The organism is Cellulomonas sp. P4_B5_2, assembly GCF_056402235.1.
Genome location: NZ_JBFUHU010000075.1, coordinates 1 through 15178, shown reverse-complemented (window position 1 = coordinate 15178; position 15178 = coordinate 1). Strand labels below are relative to the sequence as shown.

Annotated in this window: 12 protein-coding genes and 1 pseudogene; 6 read left to right on the top strand and 7 right to left on the bottom strand. The window is 73.5% G+C overall.

What is annotated here, in order from left to right; translation table 11 throughout:
• On the top strand, positions 1-1809 hold a 1809-nt coding region (locus AC1DUQ_RS07325; protein ID WP_477073580.1), incomplete at its 5' end, for a M48 family metallopeptidase.
• Positions 1810-1812: 3 nt separating this feature from the next.
• Here the strand turns inward: AC1DUQ_RS07325 and pheA are convergent.
• Positions 1813-2760 carry a prephenate dehydratase gene (gene pheA, locus AC1DUQ_RS07320; RefSeq protein ID WP_477059773.1) on the bottom strand — a complete coding sequence of 316 codons (948 nt, stop codon included), beginning with the start codon at positions 2758-2760 and terminating at the stop codon, positions 1813-1815.
• A gap of 90 nt (positions 2761-2850) precedes the next feature.
• Between pheA and AC1DUQ_RS07315 the strand changes: the two genes are divergently transcribed.
• Positions 2851-5151, top strand: a complete 2301-nt coding sequence (locus tag AC1DUQ_RS07315; RefSeq protein ID WP_477059772.1) for a hypothetical protein — start codon at positions 2851-2853, stop codon at positions 5149-5151.
• On the opposite strand, the gene AC1DUQ_RS07310 is transcribed toward AC1DUQ_RS07315, so the two are convergent.
• Both AC1DUQ_RS07310 and AC1DUQ_RS07305 read right to left on the bottom strand, forming a co-directional pair.
• Positions 5148-6056, bottom strand: a complete 909-nt coding sequence (locus AC1DUQ_RS07310) for a glycosyltransferase family 2 protein (RefSeq protein ID WP_477059771.1) — start codon at positions 6054-6056, stop codon at positions 5148-5150. The genes AC1DUQ_RS07315 and AC1DUQ_RS07310 overlap by 4 nt on opposite strands.
• 36 nt (positions 6057-6092) lie before the next feature.
• A complete protein-coding gene (locus AC1DUQ_RS07305; protein ID WP_477059770.1) occupies positions 6093-6917 on the bottom strand; it encodes a DUF5926 family protein in 825 nt (274 codons plus the stop codon).
• Positions 6918-6987: 70 nt separating this feature from the next.
• Here AC1DUQ_RS07305 and pgm point away from each other — a divergent pair, with 70 nt between their 5' ends.
• Positions 6988-8661: a phosphoglucomutase (alpha-D-glucose-1,6-bisphosphate-dependent) gene (gene pgm, locus AC1DUQ_RS07300; RefSeq protein ID WP_477059769.1), complete on the top strand. Its 1674-nt coding sequence runs from the start codon at positions 6988-6990 to the stop codon at positions 8659-8661.
• 4 nt (positions 8662-8665) lie between these two features.
• On the opposite strand, the gene AC1DUQ_RS07295 is transcribed toward pgm, so the two are convergent.
• Entirely contained in the window at positions 8666-8962 is a 297-nt protein-coding gene (locus AC1DUQ_RS07295; RefSeq protein ID WP_477059768.1) for a GNAT family N-acetyltransferase, read from the bottom strand.
• Between the two features lie 58 nt (positions 8963-9020).
• Between AC1DUQ_RS07295 and AC1DUQ_RS07290 the strand changes: the two genes are divergently transcribed.
• Together AC1DUQ_RS07290 and AC1DUQ_RS07285 are read left to right on the top strand one after the other, a co-directional pair.
• Positions 9021-10334 carry an MFS transporter gene (locus AC1DUQ_RS07290; protein WP_477059767.1) on the top strand — a complete coding sequence of 438 codons (1314 nt, stop codon included), beginning with the start codon at positions 9021-9023 and terminating at the stop codon, positions 10332-10334.
• Positions 10331-11299 (top strand): phosphotransferase family protein, encoded by a 969-nt coding sequence (locus AC1DUQ_RS07285; RefSeq protein WP_477073579.1) that lies wholly within the window; start codon positions 10331-10333, stop codon positions 11297-11299. The genes AC1DUQ_RS07290 and AC1DUQ_RS07285 overlap by 4 nt, the downstream gene beginning before the upstream one ends.
• A gap of 829 nt (positions 11300-12128) precedes the next feature.
• Here AC1DUQ_RS07285 and AC1DUQ_RS07280 read toward each other — a convergent pair.
• Positions 12129-13412, bottom strand: coding sequence for an MFS transporter (locus tag AC1DUQ_RS07280; RefSeq protein ID WP_477073578.1), 1284 nt, complete (start codon positions 13410-13412; stop codon positions 12129-12131).
• 171 nt (positions 13413-13583) lie between these two features.
• On the opposite strand from AC1DUQ_RS07280, the gene AC1DUQ_RS07275 reads away from it, so the two are divergent.
• Positions 13584-14063 (top strand): gluconokinase, encoded by a 480-nt coding sequence (locus AC1DUQ_RS07275; protein ID WP_477060799.1) that lies wholly within the window; start codon positions 13584-13586, stop codon positions 14061-14063.
• A 124-nt stretch (positions 14064-14187) separates the two neighbouring features.
• On the opposite strand, the gene AC1DUQ_RS07270 is transcribed toward AC1DUQ_RS07275, so the two are convergent.
• Positions 14188-15015 (bottom strand): ArsR/SmtB family transcription factor, encoded by an 828-nt coding sequence (locus AC1DUQ_RS07270; RefSeq protein ID WP_477059763.1) that lies wholly within the window; start codon positions 15013-15015, stop codon positions 14188-14190.
• Positions 15016-15055: 40 nt separating this feature from the next.
• Positions 15056-15178 (bottom strand): annotated as a pseudogene (locus tag AC1DUQ_RS07265) (DUF427 domain-containing protein); the annotation flags it as partial.

Here is a 15178-nt window from a genome sequence, read left to right as displayed (position 1 = left end):
GTCCTGCTGGCCGGCTTCTACATCGTGGCGCTGGCGATCATCGTCGGCATGGGGGCGCTCAGCTGGTGGGCGTTCCAGTCCGACGCGGAGGCTGCCGCCGCCAAGCTCGGCTTCTTCACGGCGGCCATCGCCGTCGGTGTCGTCGTCGCGCTGTGGAAGGTCGCCCGGGCACGCCCGGCGCCCGACGAGGGGCCGACACTGACGCCCGCCGACGCGCCCGCCCTCTGGGAGACCGTCCGCGAGCTCGCCGCCGAGGCCGGCACCCGCGCGCCCGACGACATCCGCCTCCTCCCGGACGTCAACGCGGCCGTCTCCGAGGACACCCGCCTGCTCGGTCTGGTCGGCGGCACCCGCCACCTCTACCTCGGGGTCCCGCTGCTGCAGGCGCTCGACGTGGGCCAGCTCCGCTCCGTGCTCGGGCACGAGCTCGGCCACTACTCGAACAGCCACACCCGTCTCGGCCCGCTGACGTACCGCGGCAAGCAGGCGATCGTCGCGACGCTCGAGCAGCTCTCCGGCAACGTCGTCGGCTGGTTCCTGCGCCTGTACGCGCACCTGTTCTTCGCGGTCTCGGCCGCGGTGAACCGGCGCCAGGAGCTGGAGGCCGACCGGCTCTCCGTGCGGATCGCCGGGCGCGCGACCGCGCAGAGCGCGCTGCGTGAGCTGCCCGTCGCGGACACCGCCTGGTCCTTCTACCTGCAGAACTACCTCGAGGACGCGTGGGAGTCGGGGTACGCGCCGACCGCGCACGGCTTCTTCGGCGGCTTCGGTCAGCTGGTCACGGCCCGGACCGCCGAGCTGGCCGAGATGCGCGACGACGCTCCCCCGGCCGAGCAGTCGCGGTGGGACAGCCACCCGTCCATCGCCGCGCGCGTCGCCGCGATGGACCGCATGCCCGACGTGGCGGTGGCCAGGGACACGCGACCGGCGTGGGTGCTGATCCCCGACTTCGAGAGGCACGCCACCGAGCTCGCGGCGCGTGTGGTCGACGTCGAGGGCCGCACCCAGCTCGACTGGGAGGAGCTGACCGCGACCTCCCTCGTGCTCTCCCGCCAGCGCACCGCGGACATCGTGTACCGCGCGGCGGCCCGGGTGGCCGGACAGCAGCGCGCGAACCTGGGCACGGTGCTGGACGTCATCGCCGGTGGCCGGCGCGCCGAGCTCGAGAAGGACCTCGGCACCGAGGGCGACCAGCTCGCGGACCTCGTGGAGCTGCTCGTCTCGCAGGCCGCCGTCCAGGCCGGGATCGCCCGGTGGCAGCACTCGTGGAGCGGCCCCGCCCGGCTGGTGGGCCGCGACGACCAGGTGCTCGACCTCGCGCCCGTCGCGAGCGCCGCGCTGCAGCCGGAGACGGTAGGGGCCGCTCGCGCGCGGCTGGCCGAGATCGGCGTCGATGTCGCCTCCACCGGCCAGGTCGCCGACACCGCCTCGGCCCACGGCGGCGAGGTGCTCGGCGGGCTGGCCAGCGTGAAGGTCGACGGCGCGAAGCACGACGTGATCGTGCTCGACATCGGCATGATCCTCGTGCCGACGCCCAAGAAGGACGAGTACGGCAAGGCGCGGATGATCTCGCTGCTGCAGTCGGGATCGGTGGTGCAGCTGGCGTCCTACCACCGGTACCTCGCCTACGAGCAGATCGCCACCGCCCGCATCGTGAAGCGGACGCCCCTGCAGGCCGAGCTGACCCTGCACGACGGGCGGACGGTGTCCCTCAAGGAGACGTGGACGGGCGAGACGCTGGACAAGGAGAGCTCGCTGCGGCTCCTCGAGCGCCTGCTCGCGTACGAGCCCGAGGTCGCGCAGCCCTGACCCTCAGGTCGCCGAGCCGCTCCGGAGCGCCTGCAGCCAGGTGCGCGCGCCGACGAAGTCGGTGTCCGCGGTGCCCACGTGCACGGTCGGCTCGACGGCGTCGGCCCGCGGGTAGGAGCCGAGGAACCGCACGTACGGGCAGCGGCGGTGCAGGCCCATGACGGCCTCGCCGACGCGCTCGTCGGTGATGTGCCCCTCGGCGTCGAGCGAGAACGAGTAGCGGCCGAGGGCGTCACCGATGGGTCGGGACTCGATCCGGGAGAGGTTCACGCCCCGCACCGCGAACTGCTCCAGCATGGCGAGCAGCGCACCGGCCTCGTTGTCGGGCAGGTGGACCACGAGCGTCGTCTTGTCCGCGCCGGTGGGCGGCGGCACCGCGCCGGGGTGGCCGACGACGACGAACCGGGTCTGCGCGGAGACGTTGTCCGCGACGTCCTCGGCCAGCGGGACCAGGCCGTAGGAGTCGACCGCAGCAGGCGGCACCAGCGCGGCGTCGAAGCCCAGCTCGGCCCCACCCGCCGCGATGAGCGCCGCGGGAGCCGTGTTGGACGTCGCGGGCACATGCACCACGGACGGCAGGTGGTGCGCCAGCCAGCGCCGGCACTGCACCCACGCGTGCGGGTGGGCGGAGATGCGTCGCACGTCCTGGAGCCGCACGCCGGGCGCAGCGGCCAGCGTGAACTGCACCGGCACCAGCATCTCGCGCACGATCACCAGCGGGTCGCCGCCCGCGAGGCTGTCGAGCGTCGCGGTGACACCGCCCTCGACGGTGCTCTCGATGGCCACCACCGCGAAGTCGGCGTCGCCCGTCCGGACGGCCTCGATGGCCGACGACACGTCGGACACCGGGAGGTCGACGCACACGCCCACGGGCGCGACCTGGCGCAACGCGGCCTCGGTGAACGTGCCGGCCGGACCCAGGTAGGCGTACCGCGGTAGCCCCTCGGACATGGCGTCCCTCCCGTGCAGATGATGTGCACGCTGCACGGATACCCCGCAGCGCCGCCGGGGTCGAGGGTAGTGCGCCCGTACGCTGGAACGGTGCTGACCCCTGCCCGCCCGCGCGCGTCCCTGCTCCGCGGCGCGGTGCTCACCCTGGTGCTGAGCCTGGCGGGCATCCTCCTGGCGACCCCTGCACAGGCGGCGGACGAACCTCCGGTGCTCCTCGTCGGCATGACCGGTGTGCGCTGGGACGACGTCACCACCCTGACCACGCCCGCCCTGTGGAGCATGTCCCGGGAGGGCTCGATCGGTCTGGTCGCCGCACGGAGCGTGGCCTCCCGGTCCTGCCCCGCGGACGGCTGGCTGGCGGTCTCCACCGGGACCCGCGCCGCCGACCTGCGAGCCGACGACGGCACGTGCCGCACCCTGCGCGACCCCGGTGAGAGTGGCGAGGTGCCGGGCTGGGACGACTACGTCGCGGCGGCCGACGCCGAGTCGTACGGAGCCACCCCCGGGCTGTTCGGCGACATGCTCGCCGAGGCCGGTTCAGCCGTCACCGGGATCGGTCCCGGTGCGGCGATCGCGCTCGCGGACACCGGCGGCATCCCGGTGGGCACCTACGAGACCCTCCCGATCAACACCCTCGGCCTGACCCGCGTGGTGCGCGACGCCCTCGACGCGTCGCAGCTGGTGGTCGTCGACGCCGGCTCGTTGCGTGACCCCGGGTACGCCACGACGGCCCGGCCCAGCACCCCGCAACCCACCGAGACCTCCCCGGGGGACGTCCTCGAGGAGCCGACCCCGCCCGAGGTCTCCACGCCCGACGCGATCACCGAGCCGTCCCGGGCGCTCCAGGCGCAGGTCATCGACGCCCGGATCGGTGCCGCCATCGCCGGCGCCCAACGCTCGGGCGCGACCGTCCTGGTGGTCTCGCTCGCCGACTCCGGCCGCACCGCGCTCCAGCTCGCTGCCGCCACCGGACTCGCCCCGAACGGCGAGGAGTACGCCGACAGCCTGCTGACCTCGGGCTCCACCCGGCAGGCGGGCGTGCTCCAGACCGTCGACGTGACGCCGACGCTGCTGGCCGGGATCGGGCTGGACAACAGTGCCGCGGCCCTCAGCGGAGCGGAGATCCTGCCCGGCCCGCCGACGTCCGCCGCGACCGCCCGCGTCGCGCACCTGCTGGACGTCCAGCGCCACGCCACCATGGTCACGCGGGTGAGCGGCGCGTACTCGACCCGCCTGGTGCTCATCCAGGCGGTCCTGTTCATCGCCGCCGCGATCATCCTCACCCGCACCGGCCGCTCCGACCGCGCGCCCCTCCGACCCGCGCTGCGCGTGCTGCAGGTCTCCGCGCTGGCCCTGGCCGCCGCGCCGGTGGCCTCGTTCCTCACGAACACCGTCCCGTGGTGGCGCTCGAGCATGCCGGTCACCGCGTTCTGGTGGGTGCTGCTCGGCTGGATCGCCGTCATCACCGTCGTCGCCCTGGTGGGACCGTGGCGGCGCAACCTGCTGGGCCCCGCGGGGCTCGTCGCGGGCGTCACGGTGGCCGTGCTGGTGGTGGACGCCTGCACCGGCTCCACGTTGGTGATCGACTCCCCGATGGGCGCCCACCGCCTCCTCGCGGCCCGGTTCTACGGGATGAGCAACCAGGCGTTCGCGCTCCTGACGGCGGCCGGCCTGCTGCTCGCGGTCGCCATCGCGGACCCGCTGCTGCGGCGCGGTCGGCGGGGGCTCGCGACGGCCGTCGTCGCCGGGCTCGGCCTGCTGCTCGTGGTCGTCGACGGCGCCCCGGGTCTGGGCAGCGACTTCGGCGGCCCGCCCGCCCTGATCCTCGCGTTCGCGATGCTGACCATCGTGGTGAGCGGCCGCAAGGTCAGCTGGAAGTGGATCGGGCTGATCGCGCTGGTCGGCGTCGTGGTGGTCGGCGGGTTCGCGGTGCTCGACTGGATGCGCCCGGCGGCCGACCGCACGCACCTGGGCCGGTTCTTCGCCACCGTGCTCGACGGCGGCCTGTGGGATGTCGTCGGCCGCAAGATCGCGGTGAACCTGCGCGTGCTGACGTCGTGGCGGTACCTCGTCACCGCGATCGGCGGCATCGCGCTCACGTGGCTCGTCGTCGTGGGCGGCCGTCCGCGGCGCGGCGAGCTGATGGGCACCGGCAGCCCTCTGGCCGGACTGACCCGCGCGGTTCCCCTGCTCCGGCCCGCGTTCGCGGCGATCGCCGCTGCCCTGACGGTCGGCTTCCTCATGAACGACTCGGGCATCGTGGTCCCGGCGACGGGCATCGCGGTCGCGGTCCCGTGCCTGGTCGCAGCAGCCGCGCAGTGGCGGCTCGGGGCACCGGACGGGGAGCTGGCCCCCGCGGAGCCCGTGAAGGAGCCTGCGCGCGCCGACTAGCGGTGCGTCTGTGGCGGCTTCTGCGCGGGCGCCACGCTGCGCTTCACGGCCCCGGCGGCGCGGCGCACACGGCGTGCGTTGACCGCCAGCTGCACGTCCCGGTACTGCGCCGCGCGGTGCAGCTGGCCCTTCAGGTCGGTCCCGGACGGCCGGTGCCGCAGGTCGCAGGGGACCTCGACGACGCGGAACCCGCGACGCAGCAGGTCGATGGTCATGCCGGTCTCGACGCCCCAGCCGTGGGCCAGCGGGGTGGCGGCCTCGAACGCCGCGCGCGTCAGGCAGCGCATGCCCGAGAGCGGCTGGGTCGGGGTCCAGCCGGTCATCGAGGCGATCGCGCGGCGGGCGGCGCCGACGACGATGCCCCGGCCACCGGCACCGGGCTGCGGCGGGATCAGCGCGATGGAGAGGTCGGCGTGCCCCTCGAATACCGGCGGCACCAGTGGGGCGGTGTTGACCGCGGTCTCGCCCAGGTCGCCGTCGATGAACAGCAGGATGCGCGGCTGGCGGTCGGGGGCGTCGCGCATGGCGACGACAGCGGCACCCGTCTCCATCGCGGCTGCCTTGCCGCGGTTGTGCGAGTGCCGGACCACCACAGCACCGGCCTCGCGGGCCACGTGCTGCGTGTCGTCCTCCGAGCCGTCGTCGACCACGAGCACGAGGTCCACGTGCGGGATCGCGCGCGCCGAGCGGACCGTCGCCGCGATGCGCCGGGACTCGTCCTTCGCGGGGATGATCACGGCGACCCGCTGGCGGGCCTTGTGGACGGCCGCCTTCCGCTCGTCGACGGCTGCCTTGCGCGCCGCTGCGGGCGAGTCCGGCACCGGCGCGGCCACCCCGTCGGCGGTGGGGTCCGCAGGGGCCGTCGTCGCCTGGTCGTCGGCGGCCTTGCCGCCCGTGCGCGTCACGTCCGCAACCCTATCTATCCGAGCGGACCCTGCCCGTCAGCGCAGGGTGACCTGGCGGGCCACCAGCCCGGCTCGGGCACGACGCTCGTTGGCGTCGAGCGGCGAGGTGTCCGCGAGCGCGGCCTCGAACGCGGGCACGAAGTCGGCCAGCGGCTTCTCGATGTCCTCGGCCTCCGACCCCTTCGCCAGCTCCCACACCGGGACGACAAGACCGGCCGAGCGGAAGTAGCCGACGAACTTGGCGCCCTCGAACCCGGACGCACGCTTGGCGTGCAGACGCGCGAGGCCGTCGAGCACCACCTGCTCCTCGTGCGGCTGCGCCCAGCGCAGGAACTCGCGAGCGCCCATCCGGCACCAGTAGGCGGCGTCGGCAGCCTCGAGCTTGACCGTGTCGATGATGCCGCCGTCGGCCTCCTCGATCGCGGCCTGCAGGTCCGGGGTGCGCTCGGTGTCCGGGGCCAGCCAGTACGCGAACGAGTCCTGGACCGTGACCTCGAACGGCACGCTCAGGTCGAGCACGTCCTGCAGGCGCGGGCCCGGCTCCGGCAGCCCGATGGTCTCGACCGCGGTGCCGGCCTCGACCTCGATGGCCTCGAGCAGCGCGTGCGCCAGGTCGCGGCTGACGTCGTTGGAGCTGCTGGTGGTCTGCAGCGCCAGCAGGATCACGCCGTCGGCGCGGTGCAGCGCGGGCCAGCTCGTCGGGAGCACCGTGGTGACCAGCACGTCGTGCGAGCCGTACTGCGTGGTGGTGCGGGCGGTCGCGGTCGCGGCCGGGACGAGCTCCTTGAGCGCCACCCAGTCGGGCTCACCGGGGAGCCCCTCGAACGGGCGCAGCACGAAGTCGGACGAGTTCTTGGCCATGCCGGAAAGGCTACCGGTCGGTGCGGGCCGGGGTGTGCGGGACCCCGGGGCGTAGGGGAGGATCAGGGACATGGACCCGCGCGCCGGAACACCTGCCCAGCCGTCCGACCTCGTCGATCTGGATGCCCTGACCGGCGCCTACTACGACCGCGAACCCGACCTGGACGACCCCGCGCAGCGCGTGGTGTTCGGCACCAGCGGTCACCGGGGATCGGCCCTGGACTCGGCGTTCAACGAGGCCCACATCGTGGCGATCACCGCCGCGATCGTCGAGTACCGGCGGTCCCAGGGCACCGACGGTCCCCTGTTCATCGGCCGGGACACCCACGCGCTGTCCGACCCCGCCTGGCGCTCGGCGCTCGAGGTCCTGGCGGCGGCGGACGTCGAGGTGCACGTGGACGCGCGCGACTCGTGGACGCCCACCCCGGGCGTCTCGCACGCGATCCTGCGGCACAACGGCGCCGGCAGCTCCGAGGGCGTGCGCACGCAGGGACCGGGCCTGGCCGACGGCATCGTCGTGACCCCGTCGCACAACCCGCCGCGCGACGGCGGCTTCAAGTACAACCCGCCGGACGGTGGGCCCGCGGGGTCCGAGGCCACCGGCTGGATCGCCGACCGCGCCAACGCGATCCTGGCGTCCGGGTGGAAGAACATCCCGCGCGTGAGCGCCGAGGCTGCGCTGGCGGCGGACACGACCCTGAAGCACGACTACCTGTCCTCCTACGTGGCGGACCTGGCCAACGTGATCGACATCGAGGCCATCCGGGCGGCCGGGGTGCGGATCGGTGCGGACCCGCTCGGCGGCGCGTCGGTCGAGTACTGGGGCGAGATCGGCGAGTACTACGGGCTCGACCTCACGGTGGTGAACCCGACGGTCGACCCGCAGTGGGGGTTCATGACCCTCGACTGGGACGGCAAGATCCGGATGGACTGCTCGTCGCCGTACGCGATGGCCTCGCTGGTCAGCCGCATGGCGGGCGACCCGGCGCCGTTCGACATCGCGACCGGCAACGACGCCGACTCCGACCGGCACGGCATCGTCACGCCGGACGGGCTGATGAACCCGAACCACTACCTCGCGGTCGCGATCTCCTACCTGTACGGCGGCGCACGCCCGGGCTGGCCGGACGGGACCGCGATCGGCAAGACGCTCGTCTCCTCGAGCCTCATCGACCGGGTCGCCGCCAAGCTGGGCCGGCGCCTGCTCGAGGTGCCGGTCGGGTTCAAGTGGTTCGTGCCCGGACTCGTGGACGGGTCGGTCGGGTTCGGCGGCGAGGAGTCCGCCGGGGCGTCGTTCCTGCGCAAGGACGGCACCGTGTGGACCACCGACAAGGACGGCATCCTGCCCGCGCTGCTGGCCTCCGAGATCCTGGCGACCACCGGGAAGTCGCCGTCGGTGCACCACCGCGAGCTCGTCGCCGAGTTCGGGGAGAGCTGGTACGCCCGGGTCGACGCGGCGGCCAGCCGTGAGGAGAAGGCCACGCTGGCCAAGCTCACCCCGGAGCAGGTCACGGCGACGACGCTGGCGGGCGAGGCGATCACTGCGCGGCTGACCGAGGCACCCGGGAACGGCGCGTCGATCGGCGGGCTGAAGGTCACCACGGAGAACGCCTGGTTCGCCGCCCGGCCGTCCGGCACCGAGGACGTGTACAAGATCTACGCCGAGTCGTTCGTGTCCGCGGAGCACCTGGCGCAGGTGCAGGCGGAGGCGAAGGACGTGGTCTCGGCGGCGCTGGGCTCCTAGCGCCTCAGTGCTGCGGCGCCCGCACCAGGTCCTGGTAGTCGGGGTGCCGGCCGATCCACGCCTTCACGTACGGGCAGAACGCCACGACGTCCCGGCCGCTGGCCCGGACCGCGTCGAGGGCGGCCTGCACGAGCGTGGACGCGATGCCCTGACCCTCGAACGCCGGGTCCACCTCGGTGTGCGTGAACACGACCGTGGTACCGATCGTGTCGTACACCGTGAACCCGAGGAGCTCCCCGTCGGGGCTGCGCGCCTCGAACCGGTGCTCGTCGGGTGCGTCGCTGACCTGCACGTCCGTCATGCCATGAATGGTGAGGCACGACGCGCCGTCGCGATAGACCTGGTGACAGACTGAGGCGGTGCTCCAGCCCTACCGCGACGTGCTGACGCGCCCGGGGGCTCTGGCCTTCTCCGGCGCCGGTGTGCTCGCCCGACTGCCCATGTCCATGGTCGGCATCGGCATCGTCCTCATGATCTCCACGGTGTACGGCTCCTACGGTCTGGCCGGTCGCGTCTCCGCGGTCTACGTCGTGGCGCAGGCGCTGTGCTCGCCGCAGCTGGCGCGGCTCGTGGACCGGCACGGGCAGTCGCGGATCATGCGGCCCGCCGTGGCGATCGCGGCCGTGGGGCTCGTCGGGGTGGTCGTCGCCGCGTCGCAGGAGGCCCACGAGGCGTGGCTGTACGCCGCCGCGGTGGTCACCGGCGCGGGGATCGGGTCGTTCGGGTCGCTGGTCCGGGCGCGCTGGGCCCGCGTGCTCGGGGCCGACCCGCACCGGATGCACACGGCGTACTCGCTGGAGTCCGCGCTCGACGAGCTCGTGTTCATCGTGGGCCCGGTGCTCGCCACCGTGCTCGCGACGGGGGTCGCCCCCGCGGCCGGACTCGTCGTCCCGCTGGTCGCCATGCTCGTCGGCGGCTACTGGTTCCTCTCCCTGCACAGCACCGAGCCGCCGCCCGCCCCGGTCGGTAGCCCGCGGCCGAAGGGCTCCGTGCTGCGCAAGCCGGGCATGGTCGTCCTGGCGATCGTGTTCGTCGCGATGGGCTCGATCTTCGGCGCCACCGACGTGTCCACCGTGGCGTTCGCGGAGGAGTCCGGCTCCAAGGGGTCCGCGGGGATCATCCTGGCGATCTTCGCGCTCGGGTCGCTCATCTCCGGGCTGCTCTACGGCACCCGCGTGTGGAAGCGGCCCCTGTACCTGCGGTTCGCCACCGGCATGGTCGCCCTGGCGGTCGGCGTCTGCTTCTTCTTCCTCGTGCAGTCGCTCGTCGCTCTGGCCGCGGTCATGTTCGTCGCCGGGTTCGCCATCGCACCCACGCTGATCAACGGCAACGGGCTGGTACAGGACCTGGTCCCGCGCGAACGGCTGACCGAGGGGCTGACGTGGGTGGGCACGTCGCTCGGCGTCGGGGTGTCGGTCGGGTCGTCGGTGGCGGGCGCGCAGATCGACGCCGCCGGGTCGCACGCCGGGTTCCTGGTGGTCGTCGTCTCCGCAGGCCTCGCGGTCGTGGCCACGCTCGCGGCGCTGCGGACGCTGCGCGGCGACGCCGGCGATCACGTGCACGACTCCGTGGAGGCCGGGTCGCCCTCGTCGACCGGCGGTGCGGCCGTGGCGGCGTGCGAGGTCGCCGAGTCCGTCGAGCCGGCGCGCTCGGTCGGTACCCTCGACGCGTGAATGATGCTCTGACCTCGCTCGTCGCCCCGCTCGGACCTCTCGCGGACGTCGAGCTCCTCACCGGAGGACAGTTCGCGACCACGTACCGGGTCACCCTCGCCGGCGGCGCACGCGTCGTCGTGAAGACCGCGCCGGTCGGCACGGACGGGCTGCTGACCTACGAGCACGACCTGCTGCGCGCCGAGGCGCTGGTCTACGGTCTCGCCGCCGACCGGCCCGCCCTGCTCATGCCGCAGGTGCTGCACACGGACTTCTCCCGGACGCTGCTGCCCAGCGACGCGCTCGTGGTCAGCCACCTGCCGGGGGTGCCGTGGRTCGACGCGGGCTTCGGACCGGCGTCGTCGGACCCCCGGACCGCGCGCGCGGAGCGGGAGACCGGTGCGGTCCTGGCGGCGCTGCACGCGATCGAGGGGCCGGCGTACGGCTACCCGTGCGGGCGGCGGGAGGCCACCTGGTCCGAGTCGTTCACGGGCATGGTCGACGAGCTCCTGGCCGACGCCGAGACCTGGTCGGTCGCGGTGCCCGCCGGCGAGGTCCGCGCGGTCCTCGAGAAGCACCGGCACGTGCTCGACGACGTGGTCCGTCCGTCGCTGGTGCACACCGACCTCTGGGCCGGGAACGTGTTTGTCGACCCGGACACCGGCGCGGTGGTCGGGGTGATCGACCCGGAGCGCGCGTTCTGGGGCGACCCGCTGGCCGACCTGGTGGGCATCGACCCCATGGGCCGTGAGCCCGGGACGCCCGCGCTGCTCGACGGCTACGGTCCGCTGGACGTCGAGAGCCCGTCGGCGCGCGTGCGCCTCGACCTGTACCGGATGCGCCTGTGCCTGGTCATGATGATCGAGATCACGCCCCGGAAGTTCGAGGGCGACTGGGTGGAGCCGCACCGCACGGCGGTCACGGCGAACCTGCACGCGGCGCTCGCGTCCCTCCACGGACAGGCTCCCTCTCGGCCGACCGGGTGACGTCACGCTCGTCGTCACCGGTCGGACGAGATGACGACGTGGGCGCCCCCGCGGGTAGGTGAGGATGGGCGGATGCTCCCGCTCCGCCTCGCCGGTCCGGCCCGCGGTGCCGCCGCCGCCCTCGCGATCGTCGTCCTCGCCGGCTGCTCCGCGGAGGACGGCGCCGACCCGGCGGCGTCCCCGTCGGCCTCCTCGACCCCCACGCGCGCACCGCTGACGTTCGAGCAGGCGACGGCCGCGCTCACCGCGACGCTCCTGCCCACCGCGACCGTGCAGCGCTGCGACGAGTACCAGCCGGGCTCTCCCGAGGCGCAGGAGTACCTCGACCAGCTCGCCGCGGAGCTCGCTTCCACGCAGGACGAGGAGGCCGCGGTCCCCCTGCCGAGCCCGGGCTTGCCCCAGTGCGGCAACCCGGCCCTCGGCGACCTGCGGGCAGCGTCCCTCGCGGGCCACGCGTTCGCCGTGGGCGACCCGGTCGCGCTGCCCTTCGCCGGCGGCGCGAGCCGGGCGATCGAGGTCTACGAAATGCGCGACGCGGACACGGCGCAGACCGCCGTCGCGACGGAGGCCGCGGACCTCGACGGCTGGGCCGCCGACAAGGAGACGCCCCGGGTGGACAACGCAGACACTCCGCGGCGCACCTCTGGGCGACGCGCGACGGCCTCGTCGTCCGCGTGCAGGTCGTCGGCGACACACCCGGCCAGGCTGTCGCGACGGCCCTCGACACGGCCACCCGGTACGTCACGTCCCTCGACCCGACGGGCGCCACCGACTGACGACCACGCCCGGCCGTGCGCGGTCGCCGGCTCGGGCCGGAACATGCCGCGCCCTAGGGCACCGGGTGGCGGGCGTCGTAGTCCCAGAACGAGCGCTGCGCCCGCACGAGCACCCAGAGGAGCACCACGMACAGGCAGCCGCCGATCACCGCGGCCCACCCCTCGCCGACCGTCGACGCCGCCCCGCCGAGCAGCGCCTCGCCCAGCCGGGGTCCGCCCGCGACGACGACGATGAACACGCCCTGCAGGCGGCCGCGCATGTCGTCGGGTGTCGCCGTCTGCAGGATGGTCTGCCGGAACACCGAGCTGATCGCGTCGGCCGCCCCGGCGACCACGAGCATGAGCACCGCGATCGCGAGCGCGAGCCAGAGCACCTGGTCCGGGTGCGACTGCCCCGCCAGGACGAGGACCAGCCCGAACCCGGCGATCGCGAGCCCCCAGACCGTGATGGCCACCGCGATGATCCGGCCCTGCCAGCGGATCCGGGTCAGCCCGCCGGAGAACAGCCCCGCCAGCCCGACGCCGACCGCCGCCGACGCGGCCATGACCCCGGTGGTCGTCGCGCCGCCGCCCAGGTAGACCAGGCCGATCGCCGGGAACAGCACGCGCGGCGACGACGTGATCATGGCGACCAGGTCCACGGCGAACGTCATCCGCACGTTCTTCTGGGTGCCCAGGTACCGGAACCCGTYGATCACCGAGGCCAGCCCCGCGCGCTCCCGGCGGTTCTCCGAGTGCTCCGGGGGCTGCGCCGGCAGCCGGAACAGTGCGAGGAGCGCGGCCGTGAACAGGAGCGCATCGAGCGTGTAGGCGACGCCGTAGTCGAACGCGGCGACGAGGAACGCGCCCAGCAGAGGGCCGACCGTGAACGCGACGCTGAACCCGAGCGTCTGCAGGGCGTTCGCCGCGGGCAGGAGCGTCGGGTCCAGGAGCCGCGGGATGATCGCCGACCTCGCCGGCTGGTTCACCGCGAACGCCCCCGACTGCACCGCGACCAGCGCGAAGAGCACCCACACCTGCTCGTTGCCGAGCCACGCCTGCACGGCCAGCCCGATGGTCACGCCCCACGCCACGAACGACGCGATCAGAGCGACCTTGCGGCGGTCGTAGTGGTCGGAGATCGCGCCGCCGTACAGCCCGAAGAAGACCAGCGGCACGAGCGCGCAGAGGCCGAGGATGCCGACCGACGCCGTCGACCGGGTGAGCGCGTACACCTGCAGCCCGACCGCGACCACCGTCAGCTGCGCCCCGAGGTTGGAGATCGACAGCCCCCACCACAGCCGCCGGAACGCCGGACTGACACGCAGGGGTGTCGTGTCGACGACGAGCGAGGGCATCGGGCGAGTTTAGTTGCCCGAGGAGACGCGCTCCCCACCTGCGCGAGCTCGGCAGTTTCCGCCGAGTTCGGTAGTTGCAGCTACCGAGCTCGGCGGAAAGTCACGAACTCGAGCCCGCGCGGGCGTGCGAGGCTGTCGCCCGTGAGCAGCCAGCCCGAGCACCTCGTCGTGATGGGCGTGTCCGGTACGGGCAAGTCGACCACCGCGCTCCTGCTCGCCGAGCGCCTCGGCCGGCCGCTGATCGAGGGCGACGACCTGCATCCCCCGGCCAACGTGGAGGCCATGCGCGCTGGCCGGGCGCTCACCGACGACGACCGCGGTCCGTGGCTGCGCGCCATCCGGGACGCGATGACGGCCGCCGGCGGACCGACCGTCGTGACCTGCTCATCGCTGCGCCGGTCCTACCGCGACGTCCTGCGCACCGCCCAGGGCCGCGTGCGGTTCGTGCACCTGGTGGTCCCGCCCGACGAGCTCGCCCGCCGACTCACGGAGCGGACGGGCCACTTCATGCCGGCCACTCTCCTGGCCAGCCAGCTGGCGACCCTCGAGCCGCTGGCCGCCGACGAGGACGGGGTCGACGTTCCGGTCGCCGGCCCGCCGGAGTCGGTCGCCGAGGAAGCCCTCCGCCTGCTGGCCCTCGCGCACCCTTGACCCGGCCGCGAGATCGTGGGTCCGGCACGAGATCGCGAGTGCGCACCCACGAACCGGCGCCGAACCCACGAGATCGAGAGCGACGACGGGCCGGCCGCCGCGGCGACCGGCCCGTGCGACAGCCTCAGGACTCCAGCGACGCGCCCGTCTCCAGGAGCGTCTTGAGGTCCGACAGGATCTGCGGCCAGCCGCCGCCGAACTGCGGCAGGTCGCCGGAGATGAGTGCCGCGGTGCGCGGGGCGTCGGTCACGTCGTGGACCAGGGTCAGCTGCGTGACGCCCTCGCCGCGGGGCTCGAGCTCGTAGGTGAGCCGCGTGAACCCCTCCGCGCGGGCCTCGTCGTCCCACAGGGTGCGCCAGGTGAGCACCAGGCGGGAGTTCTCCACGACCTCGACCACCTCGCCGTCGAGGATCGGCTGGTCGGCGGGGGTGCCGTAGGCGACCATGTCCGCCGACGGGAGCGTGGTGAACGCGCCGCCGGGCGTGAGGTCGAACGTCGAGGGGCTCTTGTAGCCGTAGCGGGCGTTCCACTCCGGCGAGGTGATGGCCTTCCACACGGTGGCGGCGTCGGCCTTGATCCAGATGCGGTTGACGAGGACGGTCGTGGTGGCCGTGTCGGTCTGGGTGGACATGGTGGTCTCCAGGGCTGATTTGAGGTCGGTCAGCGCGTGCAGGCGCTCGGCACCGAGCACGTCGTACTTGTCGATCCACCGTTCGTGGATCAGCTGGATCGGGACGGCGTTGAGGAAGTGGAGCTTCTCCCGGCCCGATCGGCGCGTGACGACGAGGCCCGCCTCCTCGAGCACCTTGAGGTGCTTCATGACCCCGAACCGGGTCATCTCGAGGTCCTGCTCCAGCTCCGTCAGCGTGCGGCCGTCACGCGTGTAGAGCTGGTCGAGCAGGTGGCGACGGGTGGCGTCCGCAAGTGCCTTGAACACCAGGTCCTCGTCCATGCCGACGACGATAGGTGACCAATTAGTCACATGTCAACGACTACCAGCCGCGACTTCCCGGAGACCCCTTGAACGGTCCGACGACGCGCGAGGTGATCCAGCCGCCGTAGAAGCCCCCGGCCTGCGGCTCGACGAGCTCGCCGTCCACCGTGCAGGTCAGGTC